The organism is Chromohalobacter canadensis (assembly GCF_029544075.1).
Lineage (GTDB): Bacteria > Pseudomonadota > Gammaproteobacteria > Pseudomonadales > Halomonadaceae > Chromohalobacter > Chromohalobacter canadensis_A.
The window spans coordinates 155700-178274 of record NZ_JAJQJH010000003.1; the positions used below are offsets into that span (position 1 = coordinate 155700).

The 22575-nt window shown below is 61.0% G+C and carries 34 protein-coding genes; all 34 read left to right on the forward strand.

Features of this window, described 5'->3' with window-relative positions; translation table 11 throughout:
* Position 1 precedes the first annotated feature (1 nt).
* The 34 genes from LUN51_RS06875 (at position 2) to LUN51_RS07035 (ending at position 22562) form a co-directional block, all read left to right on the forward strand.
* Positions 2–373, forward strand: coding sequence for a DUF968 domain-containing protein (locus LUN51_RS06875; RefSeq protein ID WP_277810667.1), 372 nt, complete (start codon positions 2–4; stop codon positions 371–373).
* Complete coding sequence (locus LUN51_RS06880) at positions 370–600, forward strand: DUF3310 domain-containing protein (RefSeq protein WP_277810668.1); 231 nt, start codon at positions 370–372, stop codon at positions 598–600. Before LUN51_RS06875 ends, LUN51_RS06880 begins: the two co-directional genes overlap by 4 nt.
* Positions 597–779 carry a hypothetical protein gene (locus tag LUN51_RS06885; protein WP_277810669.1) on the forward strand — a complete coding sequence of 61 codons (183 nt, stop codon included), beginning with the start codon at positions 597–599 and terminating at the stop codon, positions 777–779. Before LUN51_RS06880 ends, LUN51_RS06885 begins: the two co-directional genes overlap by 4 nt.
* A gap of 1 nt (position 780) precedes the next feature.
* Positions 781–1161: a hypothetical protein gene (locus tag LUN51_RS06890; protein ID WP_277810670.1), complete on the forward strand. Its 381-nt coding sequence runs from the start codon at positions 781–783 to the stop codon at positions 1159–1161.
* Positions 1158–1514, forward strand: a complete 357-nt coding sequence (locus LUN51_RS06895) for a hypothetical protein (protein WP_277810671.1) — start codon at positions 1158–1160, stop codon at positions 1512–1514. The genes LUN51_RS06890 and LUN51_RS06895 overlap by 4 nt, the downstream gene beginning before the upstream one ends.
* Positions 1515–1585: 71 nt before the next feature.
* Entirely contained in the window at positions 1586–2203 is a 618-nt protein-coding gene (locus LUN51_RS06900; RefSeq protein ID WP_277810672.1) for a hypothetical protein, read from the forward strand.
* A gap of 107 nt (positions 2204–2310) precedes the next feature.
* Positions 2311–2769, forward strand: coding sequence for a hypothetical protein (locus tag LUN51_RS06905; RefSeq protein WP_277810673.1), 459 nt, complete (start codon positions 2311–2313; stop codon positions 2767–2769).
* Complete coding sequence (locus LUN51_RS06910) at positions 2766–3143, forward strand: DUF1870 family protein (protein WP_277810674.1); 378 nt, start codon at positions 2766–2768, stop codon at positions 3141–3143. The genes LUN51_RS06905 and LUN51_RS06910 overlap by 4 nt, the downstream gene beginning before the upstream one ends.
* Before the next feature lies 1 nt (position 3144).
* A complete protein-coding gene (locus tag LUN51_RS06915; RefSeq protein WP_277810675.1) occupies positions 3145–3708 on the forward strand; it encodes a hypothetical protein in 564 nt (187 codons plus the stop codon).
* A gap of 442 nt (positions 3709–4150) precedes the next feature.
* Positions 4151–4717, forward strand: a complete 567-nt coding sequence (locus LUN51_RS06920; RefSeq protein WP_277810676.1) for a glycoside hydrolase family 24 protein — start codon at positions 4151–4153, stop codon at positions 4715–4717.
* A gap of 71 nt (positions 4718–4788) precedes the next feature.
* Positions 4789–5037: a hypothetical protein gene (locus tag LUN51_RS06925; protein WP_178998744.1), complete on the forward strand. Its 249-nt coding sequence runs from the start codon at positions 4789–4791 to the stop codon at positions 5035–5037.
* Positions 5037–5624, forward strand: a complete 588-nt coding sequence (locus tag LUN51_RS06930; RefSeq protein WP_277810677.1) for a 3TM-type holin — start codon at positions 5037–5039, stop codon at positions 5622–5624. The genes LUN51_RS06925 and LUN51_RS06930 overlap by 1 nt, the downstream gene beginning before the upstream one ends.
* A 33-nt stretch (positions 5625–5657) precedes the next feature.
* Complete coding sequence (locus tag LUN51_RS06935; protein WP_277810678.1) at positions 5658–5930, forward strand: hypothetical protein; 273 nt, start codon at positions 5658–5660, stop codon at positions 5928–5930.
* Positions 5931–6049: 119 nt separating this feature from the next.
* Positions 6050–6643: a hypothetical protein gene (locus LUN51_RS06940; protein ID WP_277810679.1), complete on the forward strand. Its 594-nt coding sequence runs from the start codon at positions 6050–6052 to the stop codon at positions 6641–6643.
* Positions 6636–7352, forward strand: a complete 717-nt coding sequence (locus LUN51_RS06945) for a terminase large subunit domain-containing protein (protein ID WP_277810680.1) — start codon at positions 6636–6638, stop codon at positions 7350–7352. The genes LUN51_RS06940 and LUN51_RS06945 overlap by 8 nt, the downstream gene beginning before the upstream one ends.
* The gene (locus LUN51_RS06950) at positions 7349–7687 is read left to right on the forward strand and encodes a hypothetical protein (protein WP_277810681.1); all 339 of its coding nucleotides are present in this window, start codon (positions 7349–7351) and stop codon (positions 7685–7687) included. The genes LUN51_RS06945 and LUN51_RS06950 overlap by 4 nt, the downstream gene beginning before the upstream one ends.
* Positions 7684–7878 carry a hypothetical protein gene (locus LUN51_RS06955; protein WP_277810682.1) on the forward strand — a complete coding sequence of 65 codons (195 nt, stop codon included), beginning with the start codon at positions 7684–7686 and terminating at the stop codon, positions 7876–7878. The genes LUN51_RS06950 and LUN51_RS06955 overlap by 4 nt, the downstream gene beginning before the upstream one ends.
* A gap of 329 nt (positions 7879–8207) precedes the next feature.
* Positions 8208–8519 (forward strand): HNH endonuclease, encoded by a 312-nt coding sequence (locus tag LUN51_RS17440; protein WP_431355566.1) that lies wholly within the window; start codon positions 8208–8210, stop codon positions 8517–8519.
* Positions 8447–9169 carry a hypothetical protein gene (locus tag LUN51_RS06960; protein WP_277810683.1) on the forward strand — a complete coding sequence of 241 codons (723 nt, stop codon included), beginning with the start codon at positions 8447–8449 and terminating at the stop codon, positions 9167–9169. Before LUN51_RS17440 ends, LUN51_RS06960 begins: the two co-directional genes overlap by 73 nt.
* A gap of 1 nt (position 9170) precedes the next feature.
* Positions 9171–11324, forward strand: coding sequence for a portal protein (locus tag LUN51_RS06965; RefSeq protein WP_277810684.1), 2154 nt, complete (start codon positions 9171–9173; stop codon positions 11322–11324).
* Positions 11317–11514: a hypothetical protein gene (locus tag LUN51_RS06970; protein ID WP_277810685.1), complete on the forward strand. Its 198-nt coding sequence runs from the start codon at positions 11317–11319 to the stop codon at positions 11512–11514. Before LUN51_RS06965 ends, LUN51_RS06970 begins: the two co-directional genes overlap by 8 nt.
* A 55-nt stretch (positions 11515–11569) precedes the next feature.
* Positions 11570–12532, forward strand: a complete 963-nt coding sequence (locus tag LUN51_RS06975) for a hypothetical protein (RefSeq protein WP_277810686.1) — start codon at positions 11570–11572, stop codon at positions 12530–12532.
* 19 nt (positions 12533–12551) lie between these two features.
* Positions 12552–13544, forward strand: a complete 993-nt coding sequence (locus LUN51_RS06980; protein ID WP_277810687.1) for a N4-gp56 family major capsid protein — start codon at positions 12552–12554, stop codon at positions 13542–13544.
* Positions 13545–13625: 81 nt separating this feature from the next.
* Positions 13626–14042, forward strand: a complete 417-nt coding sequence (locus tag LUN51_RS06985; RefSeq protein ID WP_277810688.1) for a hypothetical protein — start codon at positions 13626–13628, stop codon at positions 14040–14042.
* Position 14043: 1 nt separating this feature from the next.
* The gene (locus LUN51_RS06990) at positions 14044–14676 is read left to right on the forward strand and encodes a hypothetical protein (protein ID WP_277810689.1); all 633 of its coding nucleotides are present in this window, start codon (positions 14044–14046) and stop codon (positions 14674–14676) included.
* On the forward strand, positions 14673–16154 hold the full coding sequence (locus LUN51_RS06995) for a hypothetical protein (RefSeq protein ID WP_277810690.1): 1482 nt from the start codon (positions 14673–14675) through the stop codon (positions 16152–16154). Before LUN51_RS06990 ends, LUN51_RS06995 begins: the two co-directional genes overlap by 4 nt.
* Positions 16147–17214 (forward strand): hypothetical protein, encoded by a 1068-nt coding sequence (locus LUN51_RS07000; RefSeq protein WP_277810691.1) that lies wholly within the window; start codon positions 16147–16149, stop codon positions 17212–17214. The genes LUN51_RS06995 and LUN51_RS07000 overlap by 8 nt, the downstream gene beginning before the upstream one ends.
* Positions 17211–17771, forward strand: a complete 561-nt coding sequence (locus LUN51_RS07005) for a hypothetical protein (RefSeq protein WP_277810692.1) — start codon at positions 17211–17213, stop codon at positions 17769–17771. Before LUN51_RS07000 ends, LUN51_RS07005 begins: the two co-directional genes overlap by 4 nt.
* A gap of 12 nt (positions 17772–17783) precedes the next feature.
* Positions 17784–18428: a hypothetical protein gene (locus LUN51_RS07010; RefSeq protein ID WP_277810693.1), complete on the forward strand. Its 645-nt coding sequence runs from the start codon at positions 17784–17786 to the stop codon at positions 18426–18428.
* Between the two features lie 34 nt (positions 18429–18462).
* Entirely contained in the window at positions 18463–19524 is a 1062-nt protein-coding gene (locus tag LUN51_RS07015; RefSeq protein ID WP_277810694.1) for a hypothetical protein, read from the forward strand.
* Between the two features lie 8 nt (positions 19525–19532).
* Positions 19533–19868, forward strand: coding sequence for a hypothetical protein (locus LUN51_RS07020; RefSeq protein ID WP_277810695.1), 336 nt, complete (start codon positions 19533–19535; stop codon positions 19866–19868).
* 347 nt (positions 19869–20215) lie between these two features.
* Positions 20216–20935, forward strand: a complete 720-nt coding sequence (locus LUN51_RS07025) for a hypothetical protein (protein WP_277810696.1) — start codon at positions 20216–20218, stop codon at positions 20933–20935.
* Positions 20936–20958: 23 nt separating this feature from the next.
* Positions 20959–21582, forward strand: coding sequence for a hypothetical protein (locus LUN51_RS07030; RefSeq protein ID WP_277810697.1), 624 nt, complete (start codon positions 20959–20961; stop codon positions 21580–21582).
* Positions 21582–22562: a hypothetical protein gene (locus LUN51_RS07035; protein WP_277810698.1), complete on the forward strand. Its 981-nt coding sequence runs from the start codon at positions 21582–21584 to the stop codon at positions 22560–22562. The genes LUN51_RS07030 and LUN51_RS07035 overlap by 1 nt, the downstream gene beginning before the upstream one ends.
* Positions 22563–22575: the final 13 nt, after the last annotated feature.

Below are 22575 nucleotides of genomic sequence, written 5' to 3' on the forward strand. Positions count from 1 at the left end.
CATGAAGCGCAAGCTGGCGCAGAGAGCGAAAAAGAACGCGCAGAGAGGCGCAGAGAGCCGCTTCCGCTCACCGGACTATCTGGCATGGGTCCGCACTCTGCCGTGTTGCGCCTGCGGCGTTTCACCGTGTGACGCACACCACATGGTCGGCATGTACGGCGTCGGCGGCATGGGGCTGAAAGCCGAGGACAGCATGGCAATGCCATTGTGCCGGGCGTGCCATATGGAGCTGCATCGCGAGCCGGGCTGGCTACAACACCAGCCCCGCTGGCTGCGCCACACGATTGCGCTGGGCATGCAGGAATTCGGCGGCGAAATCCATCAAGCGCTGCGCGAGGCGCTGGCATTTATTAATGAGCGAGAAGCGGCATGAGCGATTCAGTTCACCAGCCTGACCACTATCAGAGCGATGACGGCATTGAGTGCATTGATGCAATCCGGGCCGCACTGGGTCGTGAAGGATTCATCGCTCATTGCCGAGGCACGGCAATCAAGTATGCGTGGCGTAGCGGTAAAAAGGCCGAGCACGCTGAGGATTTGCGCAAGGCGTGCGTCTATCTGGAATGGGCGGCCAAGGCCATGGAGGAGAGCGGCCAATGAAAACCATCTCATCTCAGGCCGGCACGCGACTAGCGAAGGCAAAGGCGGCGCTCGATCAGGCCGAGGCGGAAAACGACGGAGAGGGCATGGCTATTGCCGGATACGATTTCGACCAAGCGGCGCGCGCGGTGGCTGACGAGCTAATCGCTGACAACCACCACTCGGTAGAGGGCGACTGACATGCAGCTATTCGTCGAATTCCTCGGGCCGTCTACGAACGCGATCTACAGCGGTACGCATTGGAGCAAGCGCAAAAAGGCTAAAGACGAGGCTTGTATGGCCACTCTGGCGGCGGTTCGCGCCGCTGGCGTCCATCCGGTTACGGGGCGAGTTGATCTAGTGTTTCGCCCTCGGCTGGGCAAGGGAGTCCGCCGCCGGGATACCAGCAACGCCAGTATGACGGCCAAGCTCCTTGAGGATGCACTGGTCAAGGCTGGCGTCCTCGCCGACGACACCGAGGCCCATGTTCGACGGGTAATCCTTGAACCGGCGGAGATCGATCGACAAGCGAAAACAGGTACTTATATCGAGATCATTCGAGTCGAGGATGAAGCGGCATGAAAGCGACTGAGAAGAAACCGACACCCGTCTGGGTCTATGTGTTTGCGTACAGCCTACACGCTGCCATCTGGTCCCATCCGGTTATCGAAGGCGGGCTGCACAATCTGACCGCTTTCTACCTGTGGTGCTGCGCGATAACCATCCTGGCTGTAGCGATTTTCGCCCTGTTTAGTGAAGACAAGCCGAGTCCATACAAAAATCCGCCACGCTGGCTTAATTGGGTCACGCGGGGAGTTAGCTATGGCGGACTCATATGGCTGGTCTTCCACGGATACTTCGTTCTGCCGGCCATTCTGCTGTCCGCCGGGCTGGTCATGATGATAGTTCACCGGCGCTCCAAAGAGGCGGAATAGCAGGGCAATAGGCAACGAATGCAACGCTGAATGAAACAGTGAAACGAAACAGGGCAACAGAAGGCAACGGCATGAGATACGTATCAGCGCGGCAGATGATCTTCGATGCATACCAGGCCCAGCACGGCAGCGTCATGGCGGGGGCGTCGGAGATAGCGCGGCTCGGCGCCCAGATTCAGCACACGAAACGCAACAACAACGACTGGCGTATCGTGAATGGGCTCGAGGCCGGGGCGGTGATCGGCGCCGTTGAGTCATTGCCGCCGCATTTGCACGCAACGGCGCTGTACCTGTTCGGCCCGTTTATGCGTGATGAGCTCGACGAGATTCGGGAAACGGTGGAGATCGCATTGTATCGCCAGGTGCTGGCCAGCGGAGTCCGACTGCCAGGGCAGGGCAGCGGCCGACCGACTGCCGACATGCACAACACGCTGCGTTATCTATGCGGCGCTGCGCTGTATCACCACGGGCAGGTGACATGGCCATATCAGCGCCAGGGGCTACAGACGCCGCGTGCCGTGCAGCGCTGGATGTCCGACGAGTACGGTGTCGAGATTGATACACGATTCTGGTCCCGCCGGGATCGGGCAACGTGGGGTGACGTCTGGGAGCATGCACTGCGCATCGTCGATAGCTGGGAGTGCGAGTGCCTGGCGCCGGTGGCGGCGCTGGTAGCAGTGGCGGCTTAGACGAAGGTCGGAGTAAATTCTTTCTTGACCTGTTCGTAATCGCGAACTAGGATTCATATCACAGGGTTCGAGATCGGCTCGACCCGCCTCTAAAGAGAGACGCCACGATGAAACTAATTCACACCAGTCCCGCCGCAATCACCGAGATCAACAGCTTTGGCCGCTTCGGCGAGTTCCTGTTCTTCTCTGCGGACGAATACGTGATGACCGCTGGCGAGCATGTCACCTACAGCATCGAAATCGGCGACGATGAAGTCATTGAAGCTGGCCTCCTTTTCTATCACGGCGATGCCGAGAAGCTGGATAACCTGGTGAAAGCCGTCATGGACCTGACCGGCTGCGACGAAGACACCGCCGAGGAGCTTATCTCTCAGCGTGAAGACGTTCATAGCATCGACTGCAACATCGAACCAGAAGACCTCGCTGACACCTCTTGGGAAATCCAGCGCATCACTGGTGAAGCTGCCGCCGTTCTCGGTTATCGCGGAGTCGAGATGGAAGACGAGCAGGGCACCGCTTACCTCATCAACATGAAAGGCCGCGAAGCCGAGCTGGAGGTCGCATGAACGGGAAAGAACTCCAAGCGCTGCGCAAGTTCCTGATGCTGGACGTGCGCGAGGCCGCTGAAATCATCGGCAAGGTATCTCCGCGCAGTTGGCAATATTGGGAATCAGGCCGCAGCTCGGTGCCGGATGATGTCGAGGACAAGATGAATGGCGCCTTGACGCTTCGGCAGAGCATCATCGACCGCCTTGAGCAAGACATCGAAGAGCACGGCGGCAATCCTCAGGACGAGCATGGGGATCGGCTCAAGGTTCCGTATTACCACGCCCTGAGCGAATTTCAGGCAGATCACCCCGACCAAGGCACGCTCCCATGGCGAGCTCATCAATCTGCCGTGGCTGAGTTGTATGCAAATAATTTGATTGGGCTGAGCTAAAATGGGCAAGCGTTATGGGTGGACAGAGAAATGCGAGGCACTGCTTGGCTCGGCGCCAGATCATATCGTGGCGGATAAAATTGGGGCCACAAAAGCCCAGGTGAAGTTCCGACGGAGGACGCTTGGCATCCCGGCATTTAGCTCTAGAGGGAAAAAGAATAATTGGTCTAGTGGCGCCATTGCTGCGCTGGGGAAGCTCCCCGACTCTGCCATTTCTCGACGTTATGGCATTCCAGAAGCGAGCGTGCAGCGAAAGCGAACCGAGCTCAGCATTCCCGCTTTCCGCGACGTGAAATCCTCTCTTAAGCCGCGATGCATGCCATGGGAGGATGCGAAGCACCTTCCTCAGCCAGAGTTCTTCAAAGAGCTGTCCCGAGTATGGGAAAGCAAATTTGGCCTTCCGTTAACGTACAAAGATCTGTCTGAGCTTACTTACTGGAGCGTGAGCCGCTTTCAGAAATGGTTCACATCGGGTAGTGCTCAGCAAAAATTACAACTCCCTGTCCGCCACCATCTCTATGTATCCGTGGCTTTAGAGACTAATGCCAGTCGTAGTGACGAGTAACTCTCCCTTGCCACCTGCATCATTTTCGCCTACTCTACACCCACTATCGATTTCTGCGCCCTGGCTTACGAGCCGGGGCGTTTTCGTATGTATCTGTATTGGAAAGGGCTCGGCTGGTCAGGGAAACCCAGTCGAGGCAACGCACAGTTGCGCGGCGAACCAGGAGCACCCACCGAGCCCTCTCCAATGCGGTGAATGCGCAGGCTGATGCGCCCCAGACCCAAGAAGGGTCCCACCAGCAAGCACACTCTGCCGCGATGCAGAGAGGAATCAGGGGCTGGACCTGATCAGGGTGGCGGCGCCCACAGGCGCTTAAACGAACCTATGGTGTATGGAATGCCGGAGATCAGCACCGGCCACCGCATCCCTATCCTAAGGCCCTGCCGGTTCCCGGCGGGGCCTTCCTGTTTCTCTCACGCCGTGAGGCGCCGGAGACCTTTTTATGCCACGCATTACCCCCGACGCTGCCGGCGGCCGGAACGTCTGCGCGTTCCTGGACATGCTCGCGCTGTCCGAGATCGGTGCAGCAATGCTGGCGCTATCCGATGACGGCTATGACGTCTTGGTCGGCTCACGTCCGAAAGCGATGCGGCTGTTCGATGATTATTCCGATCATCCGCTGCCCACTGACGACATGTCTATCGAGTACGCCTCAGGGGTGTGGTCCACGGCAGCCGGCCGCTACCAGATCCTTAACACCTACTGGCCGCACTATAAGCGCCAGCTAGGCCTGGCCGACTTCGGGCCGGTGAACCAGGACCGCTACGCTCTCCAGCAGATCAAGGAGCAGCGGGCGCTGCCACTGATTCAGGCAGGGCGATTCATCGACGCCATCGAACGCTGCGCCAACATTTGGGCCAGTCTTCCGGGTGCCGGATACAACCAGCACGAGCATGACCTCAAGACGTTGGCAAACGCCTACGCAGATGCCGGCGGGCAATTCGCTGGCAAAGCCCGAGATTGGTACGACCGAGTCGTCAAAACCCCTTCGACCCATGGAGGCGCCTGATGCCATGGCGAAACGGTCCCGGATTCATCCAAGAGCTGCTGCTGCTATTCGGCACAGCGGGAGTAGTCGCGATGGGCATGATCGCTAAGATCGCTGCCGAAGTGCGCGACGGCAAGCGTGACAAGTTCCTGAGCGCAAAACTCTGGCTCGAATTCCCGGCAGTCCTGGTTATGACGTTGGTGGCAACCGGCATAAACGTCTGGTTTGGGCTGGATGGCTGGGTCGGCAATGCCGTAGCGGTCGTGTGCGGATGGTCAGGCCCGCGCGCCATTGACGCAATGATCGGGGCGATTGCTGATCGCGTCCGGGGAGGCCGGTGATGGACTGGAAAGACGCGGTAGGCGAGGTGGCGAAATATGCCCCGTCAGTGGCGACGGCGCTCGGTGGGCCGCCGGCAGGCGGTATCACCAAAGGAGCGACGGACTTCGTGACAGGGCTTCTCGGTATTGATGACTCGCCGGGAGCCCTTGTCGGCGCTACGCAGGACCCCGACAAGCGTGCCGAGCTCGTCCGGATCAACAACGAGCACAAGGCCAGGCTGGAGCGGATGCGCTTCGATGCCCAAGCGGCCGACGCCGCTGAGAAGACCGCTCGCCTGGCAGAGACGCAGAAAACCATGCGCTCCGAGCTTGATAGCGACAGCATGCTCAAGTCGGGATGGCGCGGCTTCATTGGATGGGTGTTTGGCGTTTCGCTGTTAGGGGTGATGGCGTCCATCGTTTACAACATGTTCACGAGTGACGCCAGCCCCGTAGAGCTTCTACAGCAGGCCGTCATGGTGCTCGGCATCATGGCCACCGTCCTGGGCATAGATATCAATCGCGTGGGCAGGGAGCGACTGGTATCAAAAGGAGTCAGTAGCCCCACGTTCATGGACGCGGTCAAGACCCGTGTGGCCGGCAAGTAAGACAAGATCGAAATACCAGCAATGGAGATGATTATGGCCATATACCGCAGAAAGCCTGTCTTGGTTGAGGCCTCCCAATGGTTTTCCCATGGCGACCATCGCGCCGTTAGACGCCATGCCAATAGTGGCGCCCTTCGCAGCTATGCGGCTGAAAACGGGTTGGAGCCCGAACGGCTTGGAGGTCTCGAAACATCGGAAGGCATCCAAATTATCCACCCCGGCGACTGGATTGTCACCGACTCTGAAGGCGAGCACGACGCGCTAACGCCTGGCGAGTTCGTGGCCGCCTATGAGCCGGCGGATTGACCGAACCCCCGAAAGGGGCAGGGCACTGTCGTGAGATAGAGCCCGCCTTTTCACGCGGCACGCCGTGAGGCGCCCGCACCCTACATGAGGCCGCACGCCGCGAGGCGTCCGGATACGAGATGGCAGCACGATTCGACTGGGAGGCAATCAAAGCTGATTACCGGACCGGCCGGTATTCGCTGCAGCAGCTCTCCGACATGCATGGGCCCAACAAGGCCTCGATCAGCAAGCGCGCAACGCGGGATGGCTGGGAGAAAGACCTGTCCCAGGCTGTGCGCCAGCGCACGCGCGAGAAGGTGTCTCGGTCCCATATCGACACGTCCGCGCGTGAGGCGCTAGACAAGAGCGACGACGAGATCGTCGAGGAAGCGGCAACGCTCAATGCGGCCGTTTCCCAGGGGCACCGCAAGCACCTGGAACGCTGGCGAAACCTGGAAGGCAAGTACGCCGACCTGCTCACAGAGCAGTTGGAGCGCGGCACCATGACGGTGCAGCTCAAAAACGGCGACCTGGCCGAAATCGACGTACCGCTCGACTACATCGGCAAAGCCATGTCGAACGGCACGACGGCACTGGAGAAGATCGTCAAGCTCGAGCGCCAGTCATACGGCATGGACGAAGAGGGCGATGACGAGCCGCCTGAGCGCAGCCTGACCGACGAAGAAATCGATGCCAAGATCGCCGATCTAAAGAAGAAGGTGGGCGGTGAGTGACGATAACCGTTCCGCCAAGCTGGCGCTGCTGCATGCGTTGGAAGAGAAAGCCCGTCGCCGCAAGTACAACCTGATCGACGAACTGTTCCCCGAAGAGGGGGATCTCAGCCGCCACGATTACCCGCGCCACATGGAGTTCTTCCGTGCCGGCGCCGTCCACCGCGAGCGGCTGTTCCTCGCTGCCAACCGCGTGGGCAAGACCATTGCCGGTGGTGCCGAGTACACCTACCACCTGACCGGGCGTTATCCCGACTGGTGGGAAGGACGGCGCTGGGATCGGCCGATTGAGGCGCTCGCCGCCGGGGATACGGCGCAAACCACGCTCGACATCATCCAGCACAAGCTGCTCGGCGGCCCCAAGGGCACTGACGACTGGGGCTCTGGCCTCATTCCTCGCCACCTGATTGGGCCCGTCATCCCCGCTCGGGGCGTGACTGGGCTTTTCGCCGAGATCGCAGTGAAGCACGTCAGCGGTGGGTGGTCGCGGCTCAAGCTGCGCAGCTACGACCAGGGGCGGCGGATATTCCAGGGCACCGAGCTCGACATCGCATGGATGGACGAAGAAGTCCCGTATGACGTCTACGAGGAATCGTTGATCCGCACCATGACCACTCAGGGGCTGATCATGCTGACGTTCACGCCACTTCAGGGCCTGACGCCGCTGGTGGTGTCGTTCCTCGAGTCCAAACACGAACAGGAGCCGGTATGACCGATCGCGAATTGCTGGAGCGGGCGGCGAAGGTTGCAGGCCTTTCCCATCTCACCGAGTGGTCGGAGAACATTCGCGACCACGATAGCCCTCATTGCGGAACCTCTGCACTCCATGCCGCCGGTGTTGGCGGTGAATGTCGGTCATGGAATCCGCTCGAAGACGACGGCGACGCGCTGCGTCTAGCGGTGAGGCTAGGCCTTGTGATGGTGTGCGCCATGCCTGAAGGCCAGCATGATGGCTGCAGTTCCGATATCGAAGAAGAGACCCCTAATGCCGTAAAGCGGCGCGACATTGTCCGCGCCGCTGCTGTAATGGCTACGGAGGCCGAATGACCGAGACCCTATCCACCGCCTATCAGAATGGCCGCACCACGAGCATTGCCAAGCGCCTGGCTGACACCGTTCGCGAGCGCGGCATCAAGCGCGGCATGCTGTCTGTGGGCATTGCACGGCGCGTCGATTCGAAGGCAAAGATCGGTGACCGCATGATCATCGCCGGCGCCGAATTCACGGTGAAGCAATGAGCCAGCTCAGAGAGGTCGCCAAGCCGAGGATACCTGAAAGAAAAGCCTGCGGAGGATGTGCCCAAGACCTTCCCTCAGATGCTTTTACTCAGCACAGGTATACCACTAGGCAAGGCAAGCGGAGTTTGCGCCTGGACTCGCAGTGCAAGCGCTGCCGGAAACTAGCCAGGAGGAAGCGCCGAGAGCGTGACGAGGTTAGGGAGCGAGACAGGCTGTACTGCCAGAAGTGGCACCGAGAAAACAAGGACCGCCGGAAGGCCTATGTCCAGCAGTACCGATCATCTCAGCGTGTTCGACGTATGCGCTCGAAATGCCAGCGCATGCGGAAGATGAAGATCAAGGCCTCCGCGACAGACCTGAATGATCAGCAAATACAGCAGATCAGCCATATCTACGAACAGGCGACGCTGCTTCAGCAAAAGTTGAGGGCGTGCGTGGTCTGTGACGACGACTTGGAACTACAGGTGCACGTCGATCACATCATCCCGTTGGCGAAGGGCGGCAGGCATGTACCCGACAACCTGCAAATCCTTTCCGGTCGGGAGAATATCGATAAAGGCGTGAATCTATGTCTCGATACACCGTCCAGGCAGGCTGGAATAGCGTCCCGCACCTCTCCGAACAAGACAAGGCCGACCTGATGACCTCGCTCTCACCGCACCAAGTCAAGGCGCGCTCCGAAGGCGTGCCCAGCCTGGGCGCCGGGGCGATCTTCCCGGTACCCGAGGAAGACATCGTCATCGATCCGTTCCAGCTACCCGAGTGGTGGCCACGGATTTACGGCCTCGACGTCGGCTGGAAGAAAACGGCCGCGATCTGGGGCGCATGGGATCGAGACACCGACACGCTCTATCTCAACAGCGAGCACTACCGGGGCATGGCCGAGCCCAGCGTGCACGCCAAATCGATTCGCATGCGGGGTGAATGGATACCCGGCGTTATCGATACCGCCGCCCACGGCTCAAGCCAGGCCGACGGCAAGCAGCTCATGACGCTGTATCAGGACGAAGGCCTGCACCTGAACGACGCCAACAAAGCCGTCGAGGCGGGGCTGCTGGCCATGCTCGACCGGCTCAGCACGGGACGGCTCAAGGTATTCAGCACGCTCCAGCACTGGCTCGCCGAGTACCGACTCTACCGGCGCAACGAGAAAGGTCACATCGTCAAAGAGAACGACCACCTGATGGACGCCACGCGCTACCTGAACATGGGACTCCATCACGCCATCACGCGCCCCGTTGATCGCTCCAACATGCCCACCATGCCTGGCGACATGACCACAGGATACTGAGATGCAGAACGAAGCGACTGTCGAGATGACAGACGATGTCGAGGCTGAAGAGGCCGAGCAGCAGCGTCTCGAAGAGCTACTGACCAGCCTGGGCGGCAAGCTACACGGCCTAGCCGGCGAGCAGGTGGCGGCCCGTCAGCAGTTGGAAACCCGCTGGCTGACCGACCTACGTCAGTACCACGGCGAATACACGCCGGATGAACTGGCCCGCATGCGCGAGGCCGGCACGTCGAGCGTCTACGTCAACATCACGCGCAACAAGACCCGCGCCGCCATCGCTCGCCTCTCGGACATGCTGCTGCCCAACGACGACCGTAACTGGGGTATCAAGCCGACCCCTGAGCCGCAGCTCTCGGTGATGTCGAACAGCGGCGAGCAAGAACAGCAGGACCAGGCGCGTGAGATCCGCGAAGAGGCCGAGCAGAAAGCCCGGTCGATGCAGTCAGCAATTGACGATGACTTCACCGAGGCGCGCTACAACAGCAAGGCCCGCGACGTGATCGGCGATAGCTGCTTGCTCGGCACTGGTGTGATGAAAGGACCGGTGGTGGTCAATCGCCAACGGCGCGCCTGGCGGGAAGATCCTAACTCCGGCATGCATGTCATGGAGGTCCAGGAGGAATACCGCGCCGGGCTCGAGCGCGTCGAGACCTGGGACTTTTTCCCCGATATGTCGGCCGCGACGATGGACGAGGCCGAATTCGTATTCGAGCGCAAGCTGCTCAACAAGAAGCAGATGCGCGAACTCGCCGAGCTTCCCGGCGTGATCGACTCTCAGCTGCGAAAGGCGCTGGAGAGCGACCCCGACGGCCATCACATCAGCAACGACCGTCGCGACGAGCTGCGCGCCATCACCGGCGTGGACACCGTCACCAACGGTAAGCGCTGGGAGCTGTGGGAATACTGGGGCCCGCTGGACAAGGACGAGCTGATCGCCGCCGGCGTTGAAATCGACGAGGACCCGCTTACCGAGTACAGCGGCTGCGTGCTGTTCGTCGGCGAGCATGTCATCAAAGCCGCCATCAATCCGCTGGACAGCGGCGACCTGCCGTACAGCGTACATAACTGGGAAGAAGATCCGTCGAGCATCTTCGGCTTTGGCGTGCCGTTCCTGATGCGCAACCCGCAGAAGGTGGCATCCAGTGCATGGCGCATGATCATGGACAACGCCGGCCTCTCGGCGGGGCCGCAGATCGTCATCGATAAGACTGCCGTCAAGCCCGAGGACGGTAGCTGGAAGATGTCGCCGCGCAAAGTGTGGCTCAGCACCGGCCGGGTGCCACTCAACCAGGCCTTCTACGCCTACAACATACCGTCGAATCAGGCCGCCCTATACAGCATCTTCCAAAGCGCTCAGCAACTCGCCGACACCGAAACCAACCTGCCGCTACTTCTGCAGGGCGAGGGTGCGAGTGGCGGCCCGGGATCGCAGACCGCATCCGGCATGCAGATGCTGATGAACAACTCGAACATCGTGCTGCGCAGCGCGGTGAAGAACTTCGACGACGGCATCACCGAGCCGCTGGTCCGCCGTTTCTACGACTGGCACATGGCGTACAGCGAGCGCAACGAGATCAAGGGCGATTTCAACATCGTGGCCCGAGGCTCAAGCGTGCTGATCGCTCGGCAGGACCAGCAAGAGAAGCTGCTCGCTCTCGCTCAGATCGCCGCCTCCAATCCCGAATTTGCTCGGTCCACTGAATGGCAGGGGCTGTACCGCGAGATCGTACGCTCGATGTCGGTGCCGGCGGATAACGTGCTCAAGGATGAGGAAACCGTCAAGCAGGAGAAGAAAGAGCAGGGCGAACAGACGCCCCCCGAACTACAAATCAAAATGGCCGAGCATCAGCTCAAGCAGCAGCAGTTCGAGCTCGAGAAGCAAAAAGCCCAGTGGGAAGCGCAGAACGCCCAACAGAAGCAGCAGTTCGAGCAGCAGCTCAAGACCGCCGAGCTCCAGCAGGACCGCGAGGTGAAGCTCGCCGAACTGGCGCTCAAGCAGGAGCTGACCATGGCCCAGCTTCAGGCCAAGCTCGGCATCGACACCGCCAAGATTCAGACAGAACGCGAGAAGGCCGCCGCCGAGCTGACGGACAACCAAAACAGCCGCGCGGCCAAAGAAGAGAACATGGAAATGGGCTACGACACCTATGGCTAGCATCGACACGCGCAGTGACACATGGCGGCAGATAGAGCAATGGGCCGTCGATGAGCGCCAGATGCTGGTCGATCAGTTGATCGCCGGCTCTGCCAACGACGACCGGGTACGCGGCCGCATCGACCAGATCGACGAACTACTCGGCCAGGCCAGAGAGCCCAGTCCCACGATAACCAGCCCCACTTACTGAACCAGCCCGCCGCCGTGCGGGCTTTTTTACGACCAGCCGATCGGGAGATCCGCTAATGGCAACTGAGCAAACACCGGCCCCTGAGCAGCAGGCGCCGGCGGATAACGAAGCCGCCCAGCCCGAAGACGATTTCGAGGCGATGTTCGCCGAATACTCTGGCAGTCAGCCCGCTGACGACACCGCCGAGCAGGAAGGCGGCGAGACGGGCGCCGAGAGCGAAACAGCCGAGGGCGGCGAGGAAGAACGCCAGGCTCAGGCCGAGCAGGAAGAAGAGCTCACGCCGCGCGAGAAGGAGCTACAGGCTCAACTCGACCGGCTGCAGCAGAGCGAGGCCAGCCAGCGCGGCCGGGTCGGCGCACTGCAACGCCAGATCAACGAATTCAAGCGCAACCAGGGCGGTCAGCAGCGCCCCGCGCAAGGCGGCCAGCAGGCCAGCCAACCGAGCAACTCGTCCGGGGAACAGCAAGAAGCGGACCAGAAGCAGGCCATGGCGGAAGCCGCTGGGTCTGACGACTGGGAATCGCTCAAGCAGGATTTCCCGGACATCGCCCGCGCGGTCGAGGCCCGTCTCGAAGGGGACCGGCAAGAGACAGCGCGGCTCCAGCAGGAGGTCGCAGACCTGCGATCAACTGTGCAGCCCATGCAAGAGCAGGCCCATGAGCAGTACCTCGGCAGTCAGAAGCGCGCCCTCGAGGCCCGCCACTCCGACTGGAAAGAGGTGGTGAATGCGCCCGCGTTTCAACAGTGGCTGCAGCAACAGCCGGCAAGCATTTCATCTCTGTTTGAATCCGAGGACGCCGCCGAAGCCGCCGCGTTACTGGATCTCTACAAGAGCACGAATCCGCCGACTGGCAGTTACTCCGCGCAAGGCAATGCCCAAGCAGAGGCCGAGCGCGAGAAGCGCCAACAGCGCCTAGCCGGTGCCGTCACGCCCCAGCGGCGCGGCGCGGCCAAGCGCGATGCCGTTCCCGATGACTGGGAGGGGCAATTCAACCACTTCGCAAAATCCAAACGCTAAGACCGTGAGGTACTGAGCAATGCCGAATACTACTTACGGCGACATCTCCCAGCGCACCGCCGCCTGGGCCGCCACTGACCAACTGAATCACGCCGAGCCCATCCTGGTGCTCTCCAAGTTCGGCCAGTCCAAGCCGCTGCCGAAGAACAAGGCCGATACGGTCAAGTTCCGCCGCCCGGTGCCGTTCGACGTGCTGAATACTCCGCTCGCCGAAGGTGTGACGCCGACCGCGCAGCAGATGAACTACGAGGACGTTACTGTCCAGATCAAGCAGTGGGGCGCGGTGGTCGAGATCACTGACATCGTTGCCGACCTGGCCGAGGATCCGGTCCTGTCCGACGCCAACGAGCTGTGCGGCGAGCAAGCGGCCGAGACTGTCGAACTGCAGACCTGGGGCGCGATCCGTGCCGGCACCAACGTCTTCTACGCCGATGGCGCCTCGCGTTCCGAGGTGGCCTCGCCGGTGTCGCTATCCAAGCAGCGCGCCGTGACCCGGAGCATCAAGGGTAACCGCGCCAAGAAGATTACCAGCATGGTCAGCGCGTCGCCGAACTATGCCACCGAGCCGGTCGATGCTGCGTTCATCGCGTTCGCGCATACCGATCTCGAGGCGGACATCCGCGACATGGTCGGCTTCACGCCTACCGAGAAGTACGGCTCCATGAAGGCGCTGCCCCACGAGATCGGCAAGGTTGAGGATGTGCGCTATATCCTCAGCCCGGTGCTGACCAAGTGGGCCGATGCCGGTGCTGCGGCGTCCGGCACGATCTCCACCTCCGGTACCAATGCCGACGTTTACCCCATCGTCTACGTGGGCAAGGAGTTCTACGGGCTCATCCCGCTCAAGGGTGCCAATGCCATCAAGCCGTCGGTGATCAACCCCAGCACCATCTCCAAGGATGACCCGCTGGGCCAGCGTGGCTACGTCGGTTGGAAGACCTATTTCGTGGCCAAGATCCTTAACGAAGGGTGGGGTGCGCGTCTCGAGGTGGCCGCCTCCGACCTGGCCTGATCCGTAGAACAGTGACAGCAATGACCGAAGCCCGCCACTCGGCGGGCTTTCTACTTTCTGACATGCCGTGAGGTATCTCCCGTGAGCGACACCAATACTGCTGAAATGAACCGCGAACAACTTGAAGAAGCCGCCAAGGCGCTCGACCTCAAGTTCCAGGCCAACACCAAAGACGATACGCTGCGTGCCAAGATTGACCAGGCCCTCGGCGCACCTGCTGAACCTGCCGCAAGTGGCACATCGCTGCCTAGCGCCCCGGGTGAAACCAAGAAGGCCAAGCGCTACCGCATCATCATCGCCACCAACGACCAGGACAAGCAACCGGTTCAGGTGGGCGTGAACGGGCGCATGTACGTGATCAAGCGCGGCGAGGAAGTCACCGTTCCCGCGAGCGTGGTCAGCGTCCTCAGCGATGCCGTCCAGCATATCTACGACCCCAAGACCATGAAGGAATCGAAGGTGCTCGCCTACCCGTTCCAGGTGATGGGCGAGGCCTGATATGACCTTCCTCGAACTCTGCCAACGGCTGCGCCAGGAGGTGGGCGCGGCCGGTACCGGGCCGGCGGCGGTCACCGGCCAGCATGGCGAGATGCAACGCCTGATTGGCTGGGTGCAGCAAGCCTGGCGCGAGATCCAGGCCGAGCAGCAGGAATGGCGATTCGCCTGGGCCGAGGGCGAGGTCGAGCTGTCTGCGGGTTTCCGCGATTACTCTTTGCCGGCCGACTTCGACCGCTGGGTCGAGGACTCGCTTTACATCGGCGATGATCGCTTGCGCGTTCTGAATTACGACGACTTCCGTCACCGCTATCGGGAACCTGCCGACGAGCAGCCCATCAGCGCCGCGACGATCCTGCCTGACATGACGATGCGGCTCAGCCGTGCGCCGACCACAGACGCCACGTTGACGTTCGAGTATTACCGCACGCCGCAGGAGCTGACCAATGCCAGCGACGTACCTCGCATGCCCGCCCGCTACCACCTGCTGATCGTCTATCGCGCGATGATCCAGTACGGGCTGTACGAGAACGCGCCCGAGGTGGTTCAGCAAGGAAACAGCAATGCAAGCCGGATGATGCGGGACTTGATGCAGAGCGAGCTGGGAGAGATTGAACTGCCAGGAGCGTTAGCATGAGCAAGTCGGCCTATATCCGCCTTGGCGGTGGCATCGACCTGGTCACGCCGCCCGAGCAGCTTCCGCCCGGGGCCGCTATCTACGCCGTGAACTACGAGTGCCCGGTCACCGGCGGCTACCGGCGCATCGACGGCTATACCCAGCTCGGCCCGTCCGTGCCCGGCGAGGGGCCGTTGCTCGGCGTGGTGACGTTCAATGACCGTGAGCTGGCCGTGCGCAAGGATGTCGGTGCCGAAACTGCAACGCTGTATCGGCTCAACGCCGCGGGCGATACCTGGGAGGTGGTCGGTACCGCCGGGGCGCTTCACAACGGCCGCCACGAGTTCGTCGAGGGCAATGTCTACGCCACCGAAGGCGGGCGAGCGCTCTACGGCGTGGGCGGCGGCAAGCCGTTCGAGCTCAAGGCAAGCGACGACACCTTTACCGAACTGGCAGATGCGATGGCCGGCGCCAAGTACATCGCGCTGCACGCCAATGCGCTGGCCCTGGGCTATTCGCCGGGCAGCCTGCAGCTATCCACGATCGGCGACCCCGCCAACTGGGACGCCGCCACCGGCAGCGCCACCGAGATCGGCACCGGCCAGACCTTGACCGGCATCCTGCCCGGCACTGGCGGCGTGCTACACATCATGTGTCGCGACAGCATCAAAACGCTCTATGGGACATCGAGTGCCGACTGGCAGCTCAAGACCACGGTGCCCAACAGTGGCGCCAGGCCGTACAGCGCACAGTCGTTGATGCAGCCCTATTTCATCGCCGAGCGCGGCATCGCCAGCCTTCAGGCCACTCAGCAGTACGGCGACTTCCGGCCCATGCAGCCGGGCGCCAAGGTCGAGCCGCTGTTCAGCGAGCAGGGCTATGCGACCCGCGTGGTGGCCACGGCGATCAGCAAGAAGAAAGCCCAGTACCGCATCTGGTTCGACGACGGTACCGGCGTCTACATGAGCCCTGCTGGCATCACCACGGTGCGATTCCCCGACCAGGTGGCTGTCGCCCATACCGGCGAGCTTTCAAACGGCGAGGAACAGCTGCTGATCGGCGACGACGCCGGCTTCGTCTACCGCCTGGGCAACGGCGCGACCTCGTTCAGCGGCGCAGACATCGAGGCCTTCCTGACGCTGGCCTACAGCGATCTCGATGCCCCCAACGTGCGCAAGCGGTTCCGCCGCGTGTTCTGGGATCTACGCTCGGGCACCAACGCCAACGTCTCGATCAAACCGGACCTCGACTACGGCGGCACCGAGTCCGCCTCAGCGCGCCGGGAGTTTCTTGAATTCCTGGTGGGCGGTGGGTTGTGGGACGTCGCCCAGTGGGGCGAGTTCAGCTGGTCCGTGCCCTCGCTCGGCCAAGAACCGATGGATGTCACCGGCACCGGCGTGTCGATCAACTTTGCCATTTATTCCGTGGGCAGCGACCCCAGCCATGAGCTGCTGGGCTATGACCTGCATTTCGACGTAAGGAGGCGCCGTCGTGGCTAACCCGTATTACAGCAATGCCGATCCGGGAAAGCGCTTCCAGCCCGGCACTACCGTCAAGGGTGGTGATGTCGATGGCAAGTTCGACGAGACCCAGGCTGGATTCGACGGCGCCTACGCGGATACCCAGCGTGCGATCAAGCTGCTTTCCGAGGAGGGCGTCAGCCAGGAGATCGTCGCCAGCGCACTGCAACGGCGATCCAAGGTGGTCGGGTTTGATGTCGACGGCAAGTTGTCGTTGCTGGCCGGCTTCACCTGGCGCGGCAACTGGGCCGCCGACACTGAGTATTTCGTCAACGACGTTGTCGTCACTCCCAGCTCTGGCAACTGGTACATCGCCCAGGAGCGTCACACCTCAGGCGCGACGTTCAGCGTCACCTATTGGTCCCTCGGCCTGGATTACGCCGCCGTCACGGCGCTGTTACGCACCGACGTGCGCGATCTCGTCGAAGCCGACCTGCAACCGCTGGTCACCGCTGCTGATGAATCGGAGCAAGCGGCGGCGCAGAGCGCTACCCGAGCCCAGGAATGGGCCGAGAGCCCCGACGAGGTGGAGCCCGGCAAGCGATCGTCGAAGTATTGGGCAGAACAAGCAGAGGAGACAGTGACCGGCGACACGCCGATCACGTCGCTAAAGCCCGGCACGCTCACCGCGCCCAAGGACTACGTCAGCACAGACGGCGCGGGGGCGCTGGTTCGGCGCAATCTCGCGACGGACGTGAGCGAACAGCTCACCGCAGGCGACGCGTCGGCATCACTGAGTCGCTACGACCTCGCCAGCGTGGCCACCACCGACACGCTAGATCTGTCTCTACGACAGGTATTCCGCGTCGATGCCTCGGCCGCCCGTACGCTGGCCTTTGCCAACGCGCCGGGCACCGACAGGGCGATGACCGTGGTGGTGCATATCACTGGCAACAGTGCGGTGACATGGCCGACGGAGTTGGGATCAGCGTCAGTCTGGGATGCGGGTGAGGTTCCGACGCTGGGCGACAACGAGACCAGGGTGGTGGCTATCTGGGATGGCCTAGAGTGGTCGGCTTTCGTGAGGGTGGCGAAATGATTGAAGCGCTTTTGTCAGGAGGCATGAAAGGGATGAAAGTAAAAAAGAACAGAAGTTTTGAAAAATTTTGGGATTACAGTGAGACGGGCTATTTTAATGTTGGCTATCCTTCTGATTTTAATATAGATAAAACTGTTTTGCTGGTTGAAAATGGCACCTCCAACTCATCAAGGAGCAACGCAAATGCGGTTTTAAGGGATTACCGAGATGGCGCCGATAATGTGTCTTTTTTTCATGGCTACGATCAGGCTTATGCGTATGCAAAAGTTACGTTTGTTGAAATAGACAAAGATGTTGAACATATAGTTCTTCCGAAGGATGGGTATAACTATATGTCGCCTGTGCCCGAGATGGTGGGCAGGGACCCTGACAAAACTCTCGTATTAGTTAAGGCTTTTGGCCCTTACTTCTTCTCAGGGGGTTATGATACAGGCGGGCCTTTTGCCCCTGTTGGCTATTGGTCTGGCAGTGATTACGTTGTATCTCGTGGCCTTGATGCGTCTCAAACCGGCGTTTCAAATGACAGCGACATACTGTTACAGGTAATTAGTCTCTAGAGAGGGCGATCAATGTTTTTACGTTTAAGTGATGGTCGCATAGTGGGCTTGCAAGCCATTCTCAGCGAAAATGGCTCTACGTCTCTCCCGCGCAATCCTGGCAACGAGACCCTAACGTTGCTCGGCTACGCCCGCATCCAGCCGACACCCCGCCCCGACGGCGATGTCGTGACGCAGGGCAAGCCCGAGCAGCGTGATGACGGCAAGTGGTATCAGACGTGGGACGTACGCGAGTTCACGCCGGAGGAACGCGCCGAGCGGCTGGAGCAAGCCAAGGCAGAGGCCTTGCGTGATCTCAACGCCGCGTACACCGCCACCGTGCAGCCGCTGGTGCGCTCATACCCTGAGACCGAGCAACAGACTTGGCTCGCTCAGGAAGACGAAGCCCAGGCCTACCAGGCGTGGATCGACGGCGGGCGCACCGGCGATGCACCGGCAACGCCGAAGCTCGACCGCATCCTCGCAGGCCGTAACGGCGCCGATGGCACCGAGACGATCGAGGAGCTGGTCGGCAAGGTGCTCAGGAACGCTGAGGCGTTCGCCCAGGCGCTCGACCTGATGGGCGTGCGTCACCGCAGCGAGCGGCTGATCAATGCCGCCGAGACGGTGGACGACGTGCGGGCCGTGACGTGGGAGAGCCTGACCACCCCTGATTAACCCCTTCCTACCCGGCAAACCGTGAGGGTTTCCCATGGCAGCATTCGATACGCAAGACTATCTGGTCAATAAAGCCGCGCAGCTGAACAAGACCGGCCAGGACGGCAAGAACAACTGGACCGTGGCTGATGTCAAGAAGGCCTTCAATAAATCCGGGCTATCAGCCCAAGAGCACTACGACCAGTACGGCAAAAAGGAAGGTATAGCCACCACGTCTAAAACTTCTTCACCCTCGATGGTTACTCCGGTCTTCGATGCTGATGCGTATCTGAAGAACAAGACAGAGCAGCTCAATGTGACTAACTATCAAGGGAGGACCGACTGGACTTCTGGTCAAACGGCCCAGGCCTTCAGTGACGCCGGACTAACTGCGCAAGAGCATTATGACCGCTATGGTGCTGACGAAGGCATCCTCCCATACGCCGAGGCGCAACCCGTGTCGGTCAGTTCTTCCGCGCCGCAGTCCACCGTCTCGCCCAACCAGACCAGCCAGTACCAGCTCGAGCAGATGCTCGCCAGTGATTCGCCATTGATGCAGCGCGCCGCCACTCAGGGCCAGCAGCAAGCCAATCAACGCGGTCTTCTCAACTCAAGCATGGCTGCTGAGGCGTCTCAGGGCGCGATGATCGACCGCGCAACGCCACTGGCGCAGCAGGATGCCCAGACCTACTTTCAGAACAGCCAGGCCAACACCGATCGCCAGCAGCAGGCGTTCATGTCGAACCTGCAATACCAGCAAAATCTCGGGCTCAACGAACAGCAATTCGGCTTCGATACCCAGAAGCTGGCTCAGCAATACGGCTACGATTCTGCGCTTTCCGAGCAGTCCGCGAATCAGGCGCTCGACAACCTGTATGCAACATCAACCGCCAACGCTTGGGGCGTCTATGCCAACAACGTGACCGACTTGGTTGGGCAATCGGCGTCGGCGATCAATCAGATTCAGATGAACCCGGACATCACTGAAGATAATAAGGCCAGCATGATCGAGCAGATCCTGGAGATGCGCGATACCGACTTGGAGTTTCAGCAAGATCTGTATGGGAGTTTGTCGAGCTACATGACGAACACAGGCGTTTTTCCCAGCATCGCATGAGGTGAAGTATGGACTTTAGCAGCATTGGAAATGCCGTCGATTCTGCCGCCGAGGCGACGAGTGGACTGTTCGATAGCGTGGCAACGTACACGACCAACGCCTTCGACTGGCTCGACAACAATCCCACGGCGGCCAACGTCATCGGGGGGCTCGCCAGCGGGGCGGCGTCCTACTATGCCGACCAACAGGCTCAAGAGGCGCGGTTCGATTTCGAGCGAGACATGTATGAGCGCCAGCGTGAAGATCAGATGGTGAATCCCGGCACGATCGAAGGTTACGGCTCACACGTTGGGCAAGCGAAAAAAGGGCTGTTGACCAACGGCATGATCGCTGGAGGTGAGTAATGGGCTGGGCAGGGTCTGCAACTGGCGGCGGCTATGGCGGTGGTGGAAGCGATAATGACAGCGATGGCGGCGGCTCATCGAGCGGGAATGGCAACTCAGGCGGCGGCTACTCAGGCGGCTTTGGCTCGGAAGCTGATACCGGCGGAACGGCAGGAGGTGGCGGTAGTACGTCAAACTCAAGCGGCGGTGGCGGTGGATATTCCAGCGGCTTCGGCGCTGAAGTCGATACAGGCGGTATATCAAGAGGCCGGGGCAGTCGCTCGTCACGTTCGACACCAGGGCAAAGCGTTACCGGCGGCAGCATTGCCAGCATGGACGCTATGGCGGCTCAAGCCGAGCGATCCTTCATGGATAGCGTGGACACTGTGTCGGCCGGGCTATCCACCGACCTGGGCGAGAACCCGCAGGCGGATGAAGCTGCAAGCCGACTCGATACCATTACTCGAAAAACCGGCGTCAGTTTCGACACAGCGCTGGATACGCTGGGAGACGAAGGCGTTACGGGCATGGTGTCCGGGACGCCTCAACAGGCCGACAATGCAACGTTCGGCCTCGCTCAGCGCGCATCCCGACCGAGCGGCTTGCTGTCCAACGCCATCGATATCGCAAGCACGGCTCTGGGCCCGGTGGGGACGTTTGCCAATGTGGCTGCGCAATCGACCCTGGGTGGCTACAAAGCGGCCGATACACTCGGGGCGCTCAATGACCAGTACGGCACCAGCTTCGATGATAGCCTTGGCGCCAATATCGGACGCCATGCCGCGGCGAATACACTCGGCACTGTGGCCACCATGGGGCTGTCGAGTGCGGGCGGACGCCTGGGTGCCAGTGCATTGGGCGTGCCAGGCGCTGCCGCAGGCAGCCTGGCAGGCGGCAATCTTGGATCCGTCGTGGGTGATCAGGCTCTGGCCAGTACCGATGGCGATTTATCGTCGAAGGACGCGTCACAAGGCGGACAGCGCCCCAGTGGTTTGCTATCGTCACAAGTCACTAGCTCAGCTTCGCCCCGTTACGGCGCTGCCGATTTCGACGGTTACGCGAGCTACGCTGAATCCTTCTTTGGATAATCCTCGCCGGGAGGCGACACAATATGGCAGGACTCCTTTCCCAGGGTGCGTCCCAGCGCCCGCAGCAGCCCCGGCAGCAAGCGCAAGGGCAGCCACCCCAACCTGAGCCTAGGGCTCCCCAACCCTCACAACCACAAGCGGGTCGCCAGCCCCAGCAAGGTGATCCGCGCACCGACACCGACCCCCAGGCCGGTCAGCAGCAGTACAACACGCTGGTCGAGTCAATGCTGCGCTACCTTTATGACAAAGGTGCACAGCAGGTGGAGCGCGCCCTGACGCAGGGCGATGACATCGTGCAGCGCATGGCAACGGTGATCAGCACCATCATGCTGACGCACTATCACGCCCTGGCCGCCGACGGTAAGACCGTTCCTCCCGGCGTCATGTTTCAGGCCGGCATGGAGCTATCCAAGGCAGTGGGCGAAATGGCTGTGGAAATGGGGCGGCTGTCTGCGAATGAGGGCGAGCCCATCGAGGCCGCGTTTATGGGCGCGATCGGGCGATTCGGACAGCTCATTCAAGATGGCGCAATGACGCAAGAGCAGCGTCAGCGCTACGCCCAATTGATCCGCGCCATGCGTCAGATCAAGCAAGATGCGGGTGGGCAAACACCACCCCGCAATGCCCAACCCCAAGGAGGTGCGTGATGGCTGGTTTGCTAGGGGCCGTGGCCGGCGCCATTGGTGGGGCAGGTGCCGCCGTTCAGGAGAACGCGCGGTCCGAGATTCAGAAACGCAAGGAACAGGCGTTACTCGACCTGCGCAACCGGTACGCCATGGAGCGCCAGGACGACCAGCAGACGTTCACGGCGAGCCAGAACGAACAGGACCGCAGCTTTCGTGCCGAGCAAAGCCAGGCCGACCGTCAACAACGGCGAGAACTCGCCGAAATGCAAGAGGCAGGCGCTAGTTCGCGAAGTGCCAACGGGGCATGGACGGTCATGCCCACCGAGAATGGCGGCTATACGCGTTTCAATACTGCGACCGGCGAAACGTCGTCGCTACCCGAGGGCGTCGATTATGGTGCCATGGCAGATGGCAAGCTCGGCGCGCGTGAAGAGCTCATGTTCAAGCAGTACGGCGATCAGATAAAGCAGATCGATAAGGCACTGACTGAGGACGCCGCCATGCTGAGCGATGCGCGCCGCGGCGAACTCAAAGCCGAGCGTAACCGTCTGGCGAACCAGCAGCGCCAGATCATCGGCATGGAAACGCAAACCCCTGACCTGGTGTCGCGTCTCGAGGCCTCGTTGGAAGAGCCCGCAGATGACACCTCGGGCCAACCTCGGGACTTCGATTCGGCGCTCGGTGGCGTTAAAGAACAACGTGAAAGCGAACAACAAGCCCGAGATGATGAGGCGCGCGCCGAAGCGCTGGAGACGGAAGTCGATCAGATCGTCAACGATGCACAGGGGCTTTTTGGCCAGCGCAGTGGCCTGCTGGGGCGCAATGCTCGAAGCCTGACCACCAGCGACGATGAGAAGAATCAGCGTGCTCAAGAGCTGGTAGCCCGGATGCGCGAGCTCTATGACGATCCTGCGTTGTCCAATTTTCAGCGTCAGCGCCTGACGCGCCAGATCAACCAAATGGCCGAAGCCGGTGCGCCGGTGTTCGATACCCAGCAATAAAGCCAGTCGGGAG